Below are 16,123 nucleotides of genomic sequence, written 5' to 3'. Positions count from 1 at the left end.
CGGTTGTGCGATTTCCCGTCCACAACCTGAGCATGTATTCTACATTCCGTGTCGGCCCCGTTCCGACAAACGTGTTGTGCGGAAAAATTGCGAGCTAAGCAATTACGTACAACTACATAAGGGTAGGTACATGCAGGGAAGTTCGCTTTTCGGGCGAATTCCCACGACACCTTTCACTGTTGGGGCGACGACTTCGGTCAGCTACCCGACAATTTGATACCGGGTCCGGTCGGCGCCGTTTCATCTCCGCCGTTCAGCGACTTCTGCATCCAGACGATATCGACCCATCGCCCGTGCTTGAACCCGAAGCTGCGTCCGACGCCGGCGTCTTCGAACCCCAGCGCGCGGTGCAGGCCGATGGACGCCGCGTTGCCGCTGTCGCCGATCACCGCCACGACCTGTCGCAGGCCGAACGCCTCGCAGGCGTCCATGACCCGCGACAGCACCGCGCGTCCGACGCCCCGGCCCACCGCGTCCGGCGCCACATAGACACTGTCCTCGGCGGTGAAGCGGTATCCCGGCCGCGGGCGGAAGGGGCCGGCGTAGGCATAGCCCAGCACCCGCCCGCCGTCCTCGGCCACGAAGAAAGGCAGGCCGTAACCCTGGATTTCCCGCCGACGGCCCTCCATCCACGCGGCGTCCGGCGGCTCGATCTCGAACGTGCCGAAGCCATGCAGCACGTGGTGGCCGTAGATGGCCGCCAGCGCCTGCGCGTCGCCCGCCTCCGCCGCCCGGATGATCACCGCGTCCACCCCTTCTCCAGCGCCCAGACCGCGAACGCGTAGTCCAGGGCGACCTCCTTCAGGAAGTCGAAACGGCCGGACGCGCCGCCGTGCCCCGCCTCCATGTTGATCTTGAGCAGGATCGGGGCGTCGCCTGTCGTGGATTCACGCAGCTTGGCCACCCACTTCGCCGGCTCCCAGTAGGTCACGCGCGGATCCGACAGGCCGCCCGTGGCGAGGATCGGCGGATAGGCCTTCGCGCCCACCTGGTCGTAGGGGCTGTAGCTGGCGATCAGGTCGTAGGCCGCGGCGTCCTCGATCGGGTTGCCCCACTCCGGCCATTCGGGCGGGGTGAGGGGCAGGGTGGTGTCGCTCATGGTATTCAGCACGTCCACGAACGGCACCGCGGCGATGATCGCGCCCCAAAGGTCGGGCCGCAGGTTGGCTACCGCGCCCATAAGCATCCCGCCGGCGGAACCGCCATAGGCCGCGATCCGGCCCTTCGATGCGTAGCCCTCGCCGACGAGGTGCTCGGCGCAGGCGATGAAGTCGGTGAAGGTGTTGGGCTTCTTCTCCTTGCGACCGTCCAGGAACCAGCCCCAGCCCTTGTCCGAGCCGCCGCGGATGTGCGCCGTGGCCCAGATCCAGCCCCGGTCCACCAGGCTGAGGTTGCGGATCGAGAAGCTGGGCTCCATGGCGTGCCCGTAACTGCCGTAGCCGTACAGCAGCACCGGCGCCGAGCCGTCCTGCGGCGTCTCCTTCAGCATCAGCAGCGTGATCGGAACCTCGGCGCCGTCCGCCGCGCGGGCGTAGAGCCGCCGCGCCACATAGCGCGAGGGGTCGTGGCCGGAGGGGATCTCCTGGGTCTTGCGCAGGGTGCGCGCGCGGCTGGCGAGGTCGTAGTCGAACCACTGCCGCGGCGTCGTCGGCGACTGGTAGACGAAGCGGGACAGCGTCGCCTCATACTCGTAGCCGCCCTCCAGGTTGAGGGCGTAAGCCTCCTCGTCGAACGCCACCACATGCTCGCCGCCGTCGCGGGCGGTGACCACCAGCCGGTCCAGGGCGTCCACCCGCTCGGCGCGCACCAGATGGCCGGCATAGGCCGCAAAGCCGGTGATGTAGCGGCCCGGCTGGTGGGCGATCCAGTCGCGCCAGGTGGCCTTGGCGGGAACCGCGGCGTCGGAGACGCACAGCTTGAAGTCGACCGCCCCGTCGTCGTTGGTGCGGATCACCCAACGGTCTGTCCAGTGGTCGACGCCGTACTTCACCCCCACGCGGCGAGGCTCGGCCACCACCGGCGCGGCGGTCGGATCGGCCGCCGGGATCAGCCAGATCTCGGTCGTCTCCTGGTTGCCCACATGGATCAGGACGTGGCTGTGGTCCGCCGCCACGCCCACGCCCAGGAACATGCCGTCGTCGGCTTCCTCATAGACCAGCGTATCCTCGCCGCCCCTGGCGGGACGGCGGAAGACCTTTGCGGGACGGGCGTTCTCGTCGCGCCAGATCCAGAAGATCCACGCGCTGTCGGGCGAAAAGCAGAAGTCGCCATAGGCGCTCTCGATGGGCGGCCCAACCTCCTGGCCGGTGGCCAGGTCCTTCACCCGGATCTGGTAGTACTCCGAGCCCTGCTCGTCGGCGGCCCAGCCATATAGCCCGTGGTCGGGGCTGTGGCTCGCGCCGCCCACGTGGAAGTAGGCCTTGCCTTTGGAGAGGGCGTCTTCGTCCAGCAGGATCTCCTCGCCGTCCTCCCGGCCCCGCGGCCGCCGCGCATGGATCGGATGCTCCGCGCCCATGGCGTAGCGGGAATAGTAGTCCCAGGGCCCGTCGGGCGTGGGGACGGAGCTGTCGTCTTCCTTGATCCGGCCCTTCATCTCGGCGAACAGCGCCGCCTGCAGCGCCTCGGTCTCAGCCAGCACCGCCTTGGTGTAGGCGTTCTCGGCCTCCAGGTGCTGGCGCACGTCGGCGCGCAGGGCCTTGGGGTCGCGCAGCACCTGCTGCCAGTTGTCGTCCTTCATCCAGGCGTAGTCGTCCACGCGGACGCGGCCCAGCTGTTCGATGCGGTGGGACGCCTTGGCGGCGACGGGGGGCTTGGGAAGGCTCATGGCCGCTAGATGCGACGCCGGCCCGGCGTACTCAAGCGCGGAGACCTGTGGCGCCTGTGCGTCAGCGCGCGCGACCTTCGACCGCAGGCGATTGTGGCGACTTGTTGGCCGACCGCTTTCCGTGATTCACTACTTATGCATCCACATCGCGCATCAAAGACGCGAGTGCAGCATCGAGTTTAGGAAACCATCATGGTCATGGATCTTGCTGTTGAGCTGATCCACGCGACTGTTCAGCTTGAGCAACCGCTCGGCGACGGGACGCGTACGGTGGGGACGGGCTTCCTGATCTCCGCGCCGGGCCCGGACGGCCAGCCGCGCACCGTGCTGGTGACCGCCAATCACGTGCTCCAGAAGATGCCGGGCGCCACCGCCCGCATCGGCTACCGCATCGCCAACGCCGACGGCTCGTGGAGCTATTCGCCCCAGCAGGTGAAGATCCGCGACAAGGACGGCGGCGAACTGTGGACCCACCACCCCAGCCGCGACGTGGCCGCCATCTCGATCAAGGCGCCGCCGGAATTCGCCCGCGCGGCCCTGCCGGTGAATTATCTGGCGGCCGACGACACCTTCGACAAGGAACGGGTCAGCGCCGGCGACGAGATGATGGCCCTGGGGTTCCCGCGCGGCCTGTCGGCCAATTCGGCGGGCTTCCCGATCCTGCGCTCGGGCAAGGTGGCCTCCTATCCGGTGGCGCCGGCCAGGATCTTCCCGACTTTCCTGCTCGATTTCTCGGTGTTCCCGGGCAACTCGGGCGGCCCGGTGTTCGTCAGCCATCCGGTGAAGTCCGACGGCATGACCCAAGTGGCCGACAAGCCGGGCGGCGACACCGGCTTCATCGCCGGCCTCCTGACCCAGCAGGTGGAGCTCAACAGCGAACGTCTGGAGATCGGCATCGTCACCCACGCCAAATATGTGCGCGAGACGCTGGCCCTGCTGCAGAACCCGCTGGCGCCGGCCACCGTCGCCGAGGGCATGACCGCCGTCAGCGGCGGCCGGACGGCGTCCGCGGAAGAAGCCGCCCGCAACTGATCGTCATCGCGCCTCTTCCGAAATCGCCGGGGGCTCCACTCCCGCGTGGGGAGAATCTCGTTGTCCGAACAACGATATGTCTTAGAGGCCGTGGACGAGCCTCACCGCTCGGGGAAATTCTAGGGGGATCTCTGATGAAGATGCTTGCCGTCGCCGCAGCCGCGGCGGGCCTGGCCTTCGCCGGCAGTGCGAATGCGGCCACCAACCTGCTGACCAACGGCAGCTTCGAGAGCGGCCTCACGGGCTGGACGCTCACCTCGACGGGCGCCGGCCAGGGCTATTCGCCGACGGTCGTGATCGCCACCGACGGGATCGGACGCGGCTATCCGAATGGCGCGTTCGGCGAAGGCGTTCCCGCCGACAACGCGCCTGGCCCGTTCGCCGGGGACGGCGGCGGCTATGCGGCCTACTTCTCCTCGGACGTGCCGGACGAGACGCTCTCGCAGTCCATCGCGCTCGCCGCCGGCTGGTACGAGGTCGGCTTCGACGCCTACCTCCCGCTGAACGGCTACAACAACCCGAACGACGCCACCTTCACGGCGACCGTCGGCACCTACACCTGGTCGCCCGTTCTGCTGAAGTCGGGCGCCGGCGCGCCCCAGGTCTGGACCCACTATTCGGCCAAGGTCTACGTGAACCCGGCCCAGCCCAATGTGCCCAGCACCTTCACCTTCAAGGCCAATGGCTATCCGGCCGTCGATGTGCTGATCGACCGCGTCTACGTCACCACCGCCGCGGTTCCCGAGCCCACCACCTGGGCCCTGATGATCATGGGCTTCGGCGGCGCCGGCGCCATGATCCGCCGCCGCCGCTTCGCCGCCGCCTGACGGCTGCCGCGTCCGACAGGAAGACAAGGCCCCGGCGACGCCGGGGCCTTTTTCTTTGCGCCGCTGTCCGGGGCGGCGCACCGCCCCGGACGAGGCCGGCTCAGGCCCCGTAGAGCACCGAGATCGTCTCGGCGATGCAAGCGGGCTTGGCCTCGCCTTCGATCTCGATGGTGCACTCGTTCTTGATCTGCATGCCGCCGGCCTTGGGCTCGGCGCCGATCAGCTTCTGGCGCATCCGCACGCGCTTGCCGACGCGCACCATGTTGATGAAGCGGACCTTGTCCGAGCCGTAGTTGATGCCGCGGGTCACGCCCTTCACCGGCAGCATGCCCTGGCCCAGGAACGGGATCAGCGACAGGGTGAGAAAGCCGTGGGCGATCGGGCCGCCGATCTCGCGCGTGGCGCGCTCGACGTCCACGTGGATCCACTGGTGGTCGCCGGTGGCCTCGGCGAACTGGTTCACGCGCTCCTGGGTGATCTCGACCCAGTCCGACACGCCCACTTCCTGACCCACCAGTCCTGGCAGGTCCTTGATCTCGACCGGGTTCATTCGCTTGGCTCCCTCGGGTTTGCGTTCCCCAGAGCCTCTAACACCTGTTCGGATCAGGGCAAGGCGCCCGCGACGTCAGCGGGCGCCCACTTCCCGGCTCAGATCGCCAGCGCGCCCAGCCGGCGCTGGCGGCGCAGCATGGCGCCGGCGGTCCCGAAGCCCAGGATCAGCAGGGCCCAGGTCGAGGGTTCCGGCACCGCGCCCGTGGCGAACACGAACGACTGCGTCAGCTTCAGCGGCGTCGTGCCGTACTTGCCGCCGTACTGCTGCACGGGTGTGATCAGGGTAATGCCGTAGTTGAACTGCCCGTTGCCGCCGATGAAGTAGTCGGTGAGGTGCGAACCCGACAGGTTGTCCACCAGCAGGTCGAACGCGCTGTCGCCGTTGGTCGAGGTCACGTCGCGGTTCGACGCCACCTGCCAGATGGCGCTCTGCACGGCGGACAGGCGCATGTAGCGCGCGTTGGCGGCCGCGTTGTAGTCGGCCAGGGCCTGGTTGTAGGCGGCCTTGCGCGAGTCGTAGCCGCTCTTGGCCGCGTTGTACGCCGCGGTTCCAGCCGAGCCGGGGGGGAAGTCGCTGCGCTTCGGCGCCTTCTCGGTGAAGGCGGCCGGGGCCACGGGCGCCTCGTCGAACAGCGACTGGCCGTAGTTGGCCAAGAGGCCGATCTTCAGCACGTCGCCCTCGTCCAGCGGCTTGCCGTTGAAGTCGGTGCTGAGGGTGTTGGTGTCTGTATAGGTCAGGTCCGGCGCGTAGTTGGCCGTCGTGATCTGGTGATAGACGTCCACGCACCAGGCCAGCAGGCTGACGGCCTGGCCGCCATAGTTGGCCTTGAATTGCATCGGAGCGGCATAGACGCTGCCCAGGCCCGCGATCCGCACCGTCCGCGCATGGTCCATCGACCCCACGTCCAGGATCACCGTCTCCGCCTGCGCCGCCGTCGCCGAGACCGCCAGGCTCGCGCCGAACGCCAGGGCCGCCACCATCTTGCTGAACGTCATCGCCAAATCCCCACTGCCGGCCACTGTGCGATTTCCGCACAGCGCCCTCTCCACAAGGGGACGAGGTTGCAACCGGGGCGCCAAGCGCGACGCCGCTTCACACGATCTTGGAGCCTTCCTTGCCCCAGTAGGCGTCCCGGATCAGGCGCTTGTAGAGCTTGCCGGTGGGGTGGCGCGGCAGCTCCTGCATGAAGTCCAGCATCCGCGGGGACTTCACGTGGCTGAGATTCTGGCGCGCATAGGCCATCAGTTCGTTGCGCAACTCGTCGCCGGCGTCGGCCCAGTCCATGGGCTGGATCACCGCCACCACCTTCTCGCCCATCTCCTCGTCCGGGGCGCCCACCACGGCGGCGTCCGCGACCTTGGGATGCCCGATCAGCAGGTTCTCGATCTCCTGCGGATAGATGTTCACCCCGCCCGAGATGATCATGAAGCTCTTGCGGTCGGTGAGGTAGAGGTAGCCCTCCTCGTCCATCCAGCCCACGTCGCCCAGGGTGGTCCAGCCGTGCTTGTTGGTGCCCTCGGCGATCTTCTCCGGGGCGTTGTGGTAGCTGAGCGGCGGGCCGTTGGCGAAGTGGACCACGCCCTCGGTGCGCGGCGGCAGGGGCTCGCCCTCCTCGTCGCAGATCCGCAGCTCGCCCAGCACGGCGCGCCCGACGGATCCCTTGTGGGTCAGCCACTCGTCCGACTTGATGAAGCAGAACCCGTTGCCTTCGGTGCCGGCGTAGTACTCGTAGATCACCGGGCCCCACCAGGCGATCATCTGCTCCTTCACCGGCACGGGGCAGGGGGCGGCGGCGTGCACCGCCGAGACCATCGACGAGACGTCGTACTTCTTCCGCACCTCCTCCGGCAGCTTCAGCATCCGCACGAAGTGGGTCGGCACGAACTGGCCCACATTGACCTTGTATTTCTCGATCAGGGCCAGCGCCGCCTCGGGGTCGAACTTCTCCATCACGATCACGGTGCCGCCCAGCTTGTGGACGCTCATGCACCAGCGCAGCGGCGCGGCGTGATAGAGCGGGGCCGGCGAGATGTAGGTGCAGCCCTCGGGGAAGCCGAACAGGCCCTGGGTCATCATCACCAGGGCGTTGGGCTCGTCGATGGCCGCGCCGGTGAGGGCGGGCTTCACGCCCTTCGGCCGACCGGTCGTGCCGCTGGAATACAGCATGTCCGAGCCGGCGGTCTGGTCGGCGATCGGCGTCGTGGGAAAGGCCGCCCGCGCCGCCTCGAAGCTCTCGTAGGGCGGCCGGGCGTCGCCCACCATGTAGAGCTTCACACCCTTCAGCACGCCCGGCAGCTCGTCCACCACCGCCCCCACGCCCGGCGAGGTGATCAGCGCCTTCGCGCCGCAGTCGCCGACGATGTAGTCCACCTCGCCCGCCGTCAGCTTGGACGAGATGCAGGTGAAGTAGAGTCCCGACCGCTGCGCCGCCCAGGCGATCTCGAAGTAGCGGGGGTTGTTGTCCATCAGGAGCGCGATGACGTCGCCCGGCTTCAGCCCCAGCGAGCGGAACAGGTGCGCCCCCTGGTTCGAGCGCTCGTCCAGGTGCCTGTAGGTTACGGTCTCGCCGGACCCCGCCATGATGTAGGCGGCGCGGTCAGGGTGGGTCTTGGCGTGGGTCGCCGGATGCATGGTGTCACTCCCTCGGGCGGTCTGGAGCCGCCCTGCGCACCCGAGTTGCAGACCTGACGTCAGGTGCGTCAAGCGGGCGGCGTGGCGAGGAGGGCGTGGTCCCGGCGCCCGCCGATCGGGCGATGGAGCCTCCGCCTGCCCGAACACGCGTCAGGTGTGACGCACCCGTCACTTTGTGACGCTTGGCCCTCGCGACGCGGCCCCTCGCCGATCAGGCTCACCGCACCGATCCTTCAGGAGGTTCCATGGTCGCCCTGTTGCTTGCCGCCCTCTTCCAAAGCGCCGCACCCGCCTCGACCGCCGCCGCGCCCAGCGCCCCACCCGCCAAGGTGGCCAAGCTCGCCTGCCGCAAGGAGACGGTGGTCGGCAGCACCATCAAGAAGAAGATCTGCCCGCGGAAAATCGTCGAGGAGGTCGCCCAGGGCGACCAGACCGACGCGGCGCAGGTGGCCGAGCCGGCGCCGAAGTAGATCGGGCCCGGCGCGCTTCCGACAGCCTCCCCGCGACGCCCCCTTGACCTCCCATCCGTCAACCGCTCCGAACTGGCGGCGAACAAGGATGAGGAGAGACGACCCATGCCCAGCTTCGAGACCCTGCTCTACGCCGTTGAGGACGGCGTGGCGACGATCACGCTGAACCGGCCCGACAAGCTGAACGCCTTCAACACCCAGATGATGAAGGACCTTATCGCCGCCTTCGACGAGACCGACGGCGACGACAACGTCCGCGCCGTGATCGTCACCGGCGCCGGCCGGGCGTTCTGCGCCGGGGCCGACCTGTCGGCCGGCGCCGCCACCTTCGACTACGACAAGCGCGGCGGCGAGGACCAGATGGCCCGCCAGGAAGGTGGCGTGCACCGCGACGGCGGCGGCCTGGTCACCCTGCGCATCTTCGATTCCCTGAAGCCGGTGATCTCGGCCTGCAACGGCGCGGCGGTCGGCATCGGCGTGACCATGCAGCTGGCCATGGACATTCGCCTTGCGTCGGACACCGCCCGCTACGGCTTCGTCTTCGCGCGCCGCGGCATCAACCCCGAGGCGGCCTCGTCCTGGTTCCTGCCCCGCCTGGTCGGCCTGCAGCAGGCGCTGGAGTGGTGCTACACCGGCCGCATCTTCCCGGCCCAGGAAGCGCTGGACGGCGGGTTGGTCCGATCGGTCCATGCGCCCGACGACCTGTTGCCGGCGGCCCGCGCCATCGCCCGCGAGATCGCGGACAATACGGCACCGGTGTCGGTCGCCGTCACCCGCCAGCTCATGTACCGCATGGCCGGCGCGACCCACCCGATGGAAGCCCACAAGGCCGACAGCCGCGCCATCCAGGCCCGCGGCCGCGCCGCCGACGCAAAGGAGGGGGTGACGTCCTTCCTCGAGAAGCGGCCTCCGAACTATCCGGACAAGGTGTCCAAGGACATGCCCGACATCTGGCCGCACTGGACGGCGCCCACCTTCAGCTGAACGACGATCACATAACAATCTTCACAGCGGCGCCCCCTCGTGGGCGCCGTTTCGTTTTCTGACCTGGACAGGCATGTCGGGCCGCACGTCCATCTTCGCAGGTAGTGGAACCGTCCAACTCCACCAGCGCCACAGGTCTTGTTTTCGGGTGCGCTGGTCTTCTGTTCTCGTAATACGCGTGACGCTGTTGCTCTATTTCTCTGTTGTGTGCAGCGGACGATGTGGATAATGACGGCACACCGATCTAATGAATCGCTGCACGGCGCTGTTGTCGCCCAACCTTCGGAATCAAGAGAAATGGACGAGAAGTCGGAAGTCATTGAGATGACCGCGGACATTGTTTCCGCCTATGTCGGCAACAACACTGTCGCGGCTGCGGACCTTCCCGGGCTGATCCAGAGCGTGCACCGGGCGCTGGCGGGCGTGTCTTCGGGGACCGAGACCGTCGAAGCCGCGCCGAAGGAGCCGGCGGTTCCGATCCGCCGCTCGATCACGCCGGATTACCTCGTGTGCCTGGAGGACGGCCGCAAGTTCAAGTCGCTGAAGCGGCACCTGCGCACCAAGTACAACATGAGCCCTGAAGAATACCGGGCCAAGTGGGGCCTGCCGAAGGACTACCCCATGGTCGCCCCGAACTACGCCAAGGCGCGTTCGGACTTGGCCAAGCAGATGGGCCTGGGCCAGGGCGGCCGCCAGGCGCCGCGCAAGAAGCGCTAGGCTTCCAGCGACCGACGATGTTCGAACGCCCGCCGGCCTCCGGCGGGCGTTCTGCTTTCGGGCTCGCCGTTAACCATTTTTACAGGCTGGAACGCGTTTCCCGCTTGCCGCCGATTCGCGGGTCAGGCGATATATGATTCATCATGAATCCAAGCCGTTGCTCGAGTAACTGAAGATGGCGGCTCACTTGGCGCCCCCCGCTGCGGCGATCCGCGCGCACGAGGAACTGTTCGCCTACTGGAGCTCGCTGCGCGCCGACGCCCCGGTGCCGCCGCGCAAGCGGCTCGACCCGGCCGACATGAAGCGCCTGCTGCCCACCGTCAGCCTCATCGAGGCGCCGGGCGAGAGCGGCGACTACCGGGTGCGCCTGGCCGGCACCGGCCTCTACAACGTCTACGGCCGCGAGATCACCGGCCGCCGCTTCTCCGAGATCTACAACACCACTGCCGCCGAATACTGGCGCCAGGAGCTGGGCCGGGTGGTCCGCGACCGCCGGCCGGGCGTGGGCGTCCACAACCTCGCCTGGCGCGGCGCCTCGCACCTCTCGCTCATCTGGATCCGCCTGCCCCTGGCCACCAGGGGCTCCGAGGTCGACATGATCCTGGGCTACGACGCCGTCGTGGGCCTCGGCGCCGTGCAGAGCGGCATCCGCCCCGCCGCCTGATCGCGCCTACACTTAGCCGACTTGGAAAGTTTTGCTTGCGTCGCCCAACCTACGGCGCAACACTTAGCTGAATTGGAAACTGTTTGGCGACCCCATGACCCCCATCCTTCATGCCCACCCGCTGTCCTCCTACTGCCACAAGGTGCTGATCGCCCTCTACGAGGCGGGAACGGCGTTCGAGATGCGCCACGTGGACCTGGGCGACCCGACCGCCCGGGCGCGGTTCATGGCCCTGTCGCCCTGGGGCAAGATCCCGGTGCTGGAGGATCCGGCGCGCGGGCGGACCGTTTTCGAGACCTCGATCATCGTGGAATACCTCGACCGCCACCATCCGGGGCCGCAGCCGCTCCTGCCGGCGGACGAGGACGCGCGGCTCGAAGCCCGCCTCTGGGACCGCGTTTTCGACCTCTACGTCCACACCCCGATGGGGGCGGCGGTGCTGGCGACCATCCGGGGAGAGCCGGAGCGCATTCCGGAGCACGCCGAGGCGCTGCGCGCGGCCTACGACAAGGTCGAAGCCCACATGGCGGGCCGCGAGTGGGCCGTGGGCTCCTCGTTCAGCCTGGCAGACTGCGCCGCGGCCCCGGCGCTCTTCTATGGCCGCGTCGTCGCCCCGTTCACCGATGCGCACCCCGCGACCGCGGCCTATTTCGAGCGGCTGATCGTCCGTCCGTCCGTGGCCCGCGTCCTGGTCGAGGCCCGGCCGTGGTTCCACATGTATCCGTTCCGCGACCGGCTGGAGCCACGCTTCCTCGGCGAGGCGCCGGCGGGCTAAGCTCGCGCCATGCTCGACGACGCCGGCCTCGACCGCCTGTTCCACGCCCTCTCCGACGCCAGCCGGCGTGGGATGATCGACAGGCTGAGCCGTGGTCCGGCTTCGGCGTCCGAACTGGCCCAGCCGCTGCCGATGGCCCTGCCGTCGGTGGTGAAGCATCTGGCGGTGCTGGAGGCGGGCGGGCTGGTCACGTCCAAAAAGGCCGGCCGGGTCCGCACCTACCGCCTCGCGCCGGCGGCGCTGAGCCGAGTGGAGGATTGGGCCGCGGACCGCAGGGCGGCGCTGAACGCCCAGTTCGACCGCCTGGAGCGGTATCTCGCCCAGACCGGGGGCAAGGGAGACGGCGAATGACCGACCGTTCGGTGGCCCACACCAGCTTCACCATCGTGCGCGACATGGCCGCCTCGCCGGCCGAGGTTTTCCGCGCCTGGGCGGACCCCGAGGCCAAGCGGCGCTGGACCGGCTGCCATCCTGAGATGACCCGCGAGCACCACCTGGACTTCCGGCCGGGCGGGCTGGAGATCAACCGCATGACTGGGCCGGACGGCGCGGTCTTCCTGGTCGAGGCCCGGTTCATCGAGATCCTGCCGGACCAGCGGATCATCTACGCCTACGACTACCGGGTGGGCGATCAGCGCACCTCAGCCTCCTTGGTCACGGTGGAGTTCGACCCCGGCGGGCGCGGCACGAAGATGGCGTTCACCGAGCAGGTCGCCTTCCTGGACGGCCATGACGAGCGCGACGAACGCATCCATGGCACGAACGAGGGTTTCGACCGCTTGGAGCTCGACCTGCTGGGCGCCCTGACCCGGCAGTAGGCCTCACGCGGCCTGAGACATTTCCGCGTCCCGGCGGATGCGGGCGACCATCGAGGCCAGGCCGTTCGACCGTTGCGACGACAGCGCACCGCTGAGGCCCAGATGCTCGAACGCCGTCTTGGCGTCGAAGGCCAGAATCTCGGCCGGGGCCCGGCCGGAGTAGAGGCGCAGCAGGATGGCGATCAGGCCGCGCACGATGTGGGCGTCGGAATCGCCGCGGAACCCCAGGGTCCCGTCCGCGCCGGGCTCGGTGACCAGCCACACCTGGCTGGCGCAGCCGCGCACCTTGTTCGCCTCGGTCCGCTCGCCGTCGGAGAGAGGCGCCAGGTCCTTGCCCAGCTCGATCACATAGCGGTAGCGCTCTTCCCAGTCGCCCAGGAGCTCGAACTCGTCCTTGAGCTCGGCAAGCGCGTCGTCGATGGCCATGGGCGCGACTTAGGGAGCCAAGCGCCCCCTGGCAACCGCCATCAGCCGGCGGGCAGGCGCACCTGCGCGGTGAGCCCCTCGCCGGGCGCCGAGGCCAGCCGCAGCCGGCCGCCCATGGCCGCACAGGTCATGTCGGCGATCGGCAGGCCCAGGCCCGCGCCCTCGGTCTTGCGGATCAGGGCGTTCTCGCCCTGCTCGAAGGGGGCCATGAGGCGCTGCAGCTCGGCGGGATCCACGCCGTCGCCCTCGTCGCGGATCTCGATCTCCACGTTCGTCCCGTCGGTCGCCACGCTCACGCGCACGCAGCCCCCCTCGGGCGAGAAGACGATGGCGTTGTGCAAGAGGTGGGTCAGCACCGAGCGCAGGCCCCGGCCGTCGGCGGTGACGGCGGGCAAGCCGCCGCGCCCGGACACCTCCACGCTCACCCGCCGCGCCGCCAGGTCCGGCTTCAGGGCCGTCAGCGCGTCGTCCAGGGCCGGCTCCAGGGGCTCGAGGTCGGCGTCGAATTCGATGGTGCGGCCTTCCAGCCGGGCGATCTCCAGCACCTGATTCACAAGTTTCAGCAGCTTCTGGCCGCTGCCGTGGATGATCGCGGCATATTCCTTGTACTGCGAGGCTCCCAAGGGGCCGTACAGTTCCGCAGTGAGAATTTCCGAGAACCCCAGGATGGAGTTCAAAGGCGTGCGCAGTTCGTGGCTGACCATTCGCAGGAACGAACGTTTCCGTTCGTCCATGGCCGCCTCGTATCGGACATGGGCGCGTTGTTTCGCACCGGCGGAAGGAGTGGCCACTTGAGGCATGTGACGGCGATACGCCTGGTCGATCGGGGCCTGCAGGGTGGCCGATGCCGCTTACGAAAGTCTTGCGGCCGACAGACGGTGCTTGCGCGCCCTCGCGCGAATCCCCTGGGACCGGTACGCTCGCCCTCCGAACCTGACGGGGGTTCATAGACGAGCCATGGTCGGGGCCCGCGCCACATCGACGAGAGCGCGCCGCCGCAGCGATGCGGCGCCCGGCCTGCTGTGGCACGCCGGCTGGGCGCTCGCCGTCGCCGCGACCACCGGCGGGCTGGCGGTCCAGGGCATGCTTCCGCCCGGTCCGGAGCTTCTGGCCCTGGCCGCCGGCGGCCTCGCCGCCATGCTGGGGGCGCTGCTGTCGCTGATGGGCCGGCCGGGCCAGATGGCGAGTGTGCTGATCTGGGGCGCCGCGGGCGCCGCCGCCTGCCACCTCACCGGCGGGACTGCCGGTCCGCTGGCGGCCTGGTGCCTTGCTCCCGCCGCCTCGCTGGCCGCCGCCGCCGTGTCGGCCCTGGACGCCGTGCTCCTGCCCCTGCCGAGCGCCGCGCCGGCCCTGGCGCCCTGGCTCGGCCTCCTGTCGCTGGGCACGGTTGCCCTCGGCTTCGCCGTCGGCCTCGTCGGGTTCCAGGGCGCCGCCCAGCGCGACGTCCGCCGCCGCGAGCGCGCCGAGCAGGTCCTGGCCCTGCTGGACGGCCAGCCGATGCTCCTGGCCCTGGTGGAACGCAGCGGCCGTGTGCTGCACGCCGCCGGCGCCGCCATCGCCGGCCAGACCCCGGACCACCTCGCCACCCGCAGCCTCGGCCATCTGGTGGCCGACGAGGACCTGCCCCTGCTCGCCGCCGCCCTCCACACCGCGGCCCGCGACGGCAAGGCCAGCGTCTACGTCATCCCCGCCGACGACGGCGAAGGCTCGCTGGAGATCTCCCTGCGCGTCGCCCGCCCCGACCGGCTGGTGGCCGCGGTCCGCGACGCCCGCGACCAGGCCCTGCGCGAACGGCGCCTGGAGGCCGAACGCGTCACGGCCGAGCAGCAGAACGCCGGCAAGTCCCGCTTCCTGGCCAACATGAGCCACGAGCTGCGCACGCCGCTGAACGCCATCATGGGCTTCTCCGACATCATGCGGCAGCGCCTGTTCGGACCGCTGGGCGACCGCTACGCCGAATACGCCGAACTGATCCACGAGAGCGGCACGCACCTCCTGGAACTGATCAACGACGTACTCGACATGTCCAAGATCGAGGCCGAGCGGTTCGAGCTCAGCATCGAGACCTTCGACGCCCGCGACGCCGTCTCTGCCTTCCTGCGCCTGATGCGCGGCCAGGCCGACCGTTCGGGGGTCAACCTGCGCGGCGTCCTGCCCATCGGCCCGCTCTACGCCGACGCCGACAAGCGGGCGGTGAAGCAGATCGCCCTGAACCTGATCTCCAACGCGCTGAAGTTCACCCCCCGCGGCGGCTCGGTCACCGTCACCGTCCAGGGCGCCGGCGACACGCTGGAGCTGGTGGTCGCCGACACCGGCGTCGGCATCGCCCAGGACGACCTGCACCGCCTCGGCCGCCCCTACGAGCAGGCCGGCGACGCCGAGCAGCGGGCCGCGGGGTCCGGCCTCGGCCTGTCCCTGGTCCGCGCCTTCGCCCGTCTGCACGGCGGCGACATGACGGTGGAAAGCGCGGTGGGCGAGGGCACGACCGTCACCATCCGCATGCCCGTGCTGTCGGCCGCGTTCGAAGAGCCCCTGCGCCGCAAGGGCTAGCGGGAAGCCACCTGCAGGAAGGCGCGGCCGGCCGCGAAGTCGCCGACCTCCACATAGGCGGTGCGGACCCGCTCGCCCGAGAACAGGAATTCCACCGCGATCGCCTCGCGCGGGTCCAGCTCGGCCAGGGCCTGGGCGGCGGCGGCGGGGAAGCGGAACGCCCAGCCCCCGTCCGAGCCCTTGGGCAGCAGGCCCTCGTCCGCCGCGCTGCGCGCTTCGGCCATGAAGGTTCGGGTGGCTCCGCGGGGCGGCAGCTTGCGGCTCAGCGGCGCGCTCTTGGTCCGCGCGTCGAGATAGGGGCCCATGGTCCGGCCGGTGTCGCGCAGCACCAGCCGCGCGGCATAGGGGCTCTGGCTGTCGGCGAAATCGGCCACCGCCAGGAGGGCGTTGGCGCCCTCGCGGCCCGCGAGGCCGAACGTCATGCGATGGCCGCCAAAGGCCGCGTCCTGGGCCAGCCGCCAGCGGGCGTTGCGGCCGCTGCCACGGTCGGCGCGCCAGTCGGCCACGTCGCCGGGATAGGTCATGCGGGTGACCCGCGAATAGCCGGAGAAGGCCTGCTGCACCCGGGCGGCCTCGGCCAGCACCTGGGGGCTCGCGCAGTTCAGCTGGGCGGCATAGCGGCGGGCGCCGGCCTCGCGGGACGCCAGGGTCCTGGGGTCGACGCCGGCGCGCAGGGCCGCGCCCCGCGCCTGGGCTGCGCCGGCGGCCAGCGCGGCGGACACCTCGGGCGTGAACAGGCGACAGCGTCCGTCGGCCGCGGTCATCACCGTGCGCTCGAAGAACAGGTCCGACGGCTGCGCAGCCGCAGCGACGGGCGCGGCGGCGAGCGCCAGCCCCATCAACCCCATCCAC

18 protein-coding genes are annotated in these 16,123 nt (G+C 69.5%); 10 read left to right on the top strand and 8 right to left on the bottom strand.

All coding sequences use genetic code 11. From position 1 onward, the window contains the following. Window positions 1-197: 197 nt before the first annotated feature. Window positions 198-743, bottom strand: coding sequence for a GNAT family N-acetyltransferase (locus tag AX721_RS22600; RefSeq protein ID WP_082765398.1), 546 nt, complete (start codon window positions 741-743; stop codon window positions 198-200). Further along, a complete protein-coding gene (locus AX721_RS22595) occupies window positions 740-2,824 on the bottom strand; it encodes a S9 family peptidase (RefSeq protein WP_068878224.1) in 2,085 nt (694 codons plus the stop codon). Before AX721_RS22595 ends, AX721_RS22600 begins: the two co-directional genes overlap by 4 nt. Window positions 2,825-3,016: 192 nt before the next feature. Between AX721_RS22595 and AX721_RS22590 the strand changes: the two genes are divergently transcribed. Together AX721_RS22590 and AX721_RS22585 are read left to right on the top strand one after the other, a co-directional pair. Next, window positions 3,017-3,856 carry a serine protease gene (locus tag AX721_RS22590; protein ID WP_068878223.1) on the top strand — a complete coding sequence of 280 codons (840 nt, stop codon included), beginning with the start codon at window positions 3,017-3,019 and terminating at the stop codon, window positions 3,854-3,856. Window positions 3,857-3,990: 134 nt separating this feature from the next. Then, window positions 3,991-4,683 (top strand): PEPxxWA-CTERM sorting domain-containing protein, encoded by a 693-nt coding sequence (locus tag AX721_RS22585; protein WP_068878222.1) that lies wholly within the window; start codon window positions 3,991-3,993, stop codon window positions 4,681-4,683. A 100-nt stretch (window positions 4,684-4,783) separates the two neighbouring features. On the opposite strand, the gene AX721_RS22580 is transcribed toward AX721_RS22585, so the two are convergent. The 3 genes from AX721_RS22580 to AX721_RS22570 form a co-directional block, all read right to left on the bottom strand. Beyond that, window positions 4,784-5,233 (bottom strand): MaoC family dehydratase, encoded by a 450-nt coding sequence (locus AX721_RS22580; RefSeq protein WP_068878221.1) that lies wholly within the window; start codon window positions 5,231-5,233, stop codon window positions 4,784-4,786. A gap of 98 nt (window positions 5,234-5,331) precedes the next feature. Then, window positions 5,332-6,231, bottom strand: a complete 900-nt coding sequence (locus AX721_RS28115) for a PEPxxWA-CTERM sorting domain-containing protein (RefSeq protein ID WP_068878220.1) — start codon at window positions 6,229-6,231, stop codon at window positions 5,332-5,334. A 97-nt stretch (window positions 6,232-6,328) separates the two neighbouring features. Next, window positions 6,329-7,867 carry an acyl-CoA synthetase gene (locus tag AX721_RS22570; RefSeq protein WP_068878219.1) on the bottom strand — a complete coding sequence of 513 codons (1,539 nt, stop codon included), beginning with the start codon at window positions 7,865-7,867 and terminating at the stop codon, window positions 6,329-6,331. Between the two features lie 245 nt (window positions 7,868-8,112). On the opposite strand from AX721_RS22570, the gene AX721_RS22565 reads away from it, so the two are divergent. From AX721_RS22565 to AX721_RS22535, 7 genes are all read left to right on the top strand, one after another. Next, window positions 8,113-8,337: a hypothetical protein gene (locus AX721_RS22565; protein WP_068878218.1), complete on the top strand. Its 225-nt coding sequence runs from the start codon at window positions 8,113-8,115 to the stop codon at window positions 8,335-8,337. A gap of 105 nt (window positions 8,338-8,442) precedes the next feature. Then, the gene (locus tag AX721_RS22560) at window positions 8,443-9,321 is read left to right on the top strand and encodes a crotonase/enoyl-CoA hydratase family protein (protein WP_068878217.1); all 879 of its coding nucleotides are present in this window, start codon (window positions 8,443-8,445) and stop codon (window positions 9,319-9,321) included. 297 nt (window positions 9,322-9,618) lie between these two features. Beyond that, on the top strand, window positions 9,619-10,038 hold the full coding sequence (locus AX721_RS22555) for a MucR family transcriptional regulator (protein WP_068878216.1): 420 nt from the start codon (window positions 9,619-9,621) through the stop codon (window positions 10,036-10,038). Between the two features lie 187 nt (window positions 10,039-10,225). Continuing rightward, window positions 10,226-10,702: a PAS domain-containing protein gene (locus tag AX721_RS22550; protein ID WP_369796616.1), complete on the top strand. Its 477-nt coding sequence runs from the start codon at window positions 10,226-10,228 to the stop codon at window positions 10,700-10,702. 94 nt (window positions 10,703-10,796) lie between these two features. Then, window positions 10,797-11,477: a glutathione S-transferase family protein gene (locus AX721_RS22545; protein ID WP_068878214.1), complete on the top strand. Its 681-nt coding sequence runs from the start codon at window positions 10,797-10,799 to the stop codon at window positions 11,475-11,477. Window positions 11,478-11,486: 9 nt separating this feature from the next. Beyond that, the gene (locus AX721_RS22540) at window positions 11,487-11,828 is read left to right on the top strand and encodes a helix-turn-helix transcriptional regulator (protein ID WP_068878213.1); all 342 of its coding nucleotides are present in this window, start codon (window positions 11,487-11,489) and stop codon (window positions 11,826-11,828) included. Further along, on the top strand, window positions 11,825-12,295 hold the full coding sequence (locus AX721_RS22535) for an SRPBCC family protein (RefSeq protein WP_068878212.1): 471 nt from the start codon (window positions 11,825-11,827) through the stop codon (window positions 12,293-12,295). The genes AX721_RS22540 and AX721_RS22535 overlap by 4 nt, the downstream gene beginning before the upstream one ends. A 3-nt stretch (window positions 12,296-12,298) precedes the next feature. On the opposite strand, the gene AX721_RS22530 is transcribed toward AX721_RS22535, so the two are convergent. Then, complete coding sequence (locus AX721_RS22530) at window positions 12,299-12,721, bottom strand: SufE family protein (RefSeq protein ID WP_068878211.1); 423 nt, start codon at window positions 12,719-12,721, stop codon at window positions 12,299-12,301. A gap of 41 nt (window positions 12,722-12,762) precedes the next feature. Further along, window positions 12,763-13,455, bottom strand: coding sequence for a sensor histidine kinase KdpD (locus AX721_RS22525; RefSeq protein WP_231733222.1), 693 nt, complete (start codon window positions 13,453-13,455; stop codon window positions 12,763-12,765). A 223-nt stretch (window positions 13,456-13,678) separates the two neighbouring features. Between AX721_RS22525 and AX721_RS22520 the strand changes: the two genes are divergently transcribed. Then, the gene (locus tag AX721_RS22520; RefSeq protein WP_068878209.1) at window positions 13,679-15,271 is read left to right on the top strand and encodes a HAMP domain-containing sensor histidine kinase; all 1,593 of its coding nucleotides are present in this window, start codon (window positions 13,679-13,681) and stop codon (window positions 15,269-15,271) included. Here the strand turns inward: AX721_RS22520 and AX721_RS22515 are convergent. After that, window positions 15,268-16,110, bottom strand: a complete 843-nt coding sequence (locus AX721_RS22515) for a hypothetical protein (RefSeq protein WP_231733221.1) — start codon at window positions 16,108-16,110, stop codon at window positions 15,268-15,270. The genes AX721_RS22520 and AX721_RS22515 overlap by 4 nt on opposite strands. Between the last annotated feature and the right edge of the window lie 13 nt (window positions 16,111-16,123).

The organism is Phenylobacterium sp. CCH9-H3 (assembly GCF_001557235.1).
GTDB lineage: Bacteria > Pseudomonadota > Alphaproteobacteria > Caulobacterales > Caulobacteraceae > Phenylobacterium.
Note: the sequence above shows the minus strand (reverse complement) of the source record. Positions and strands in the feature narration are given on the sequence as shown.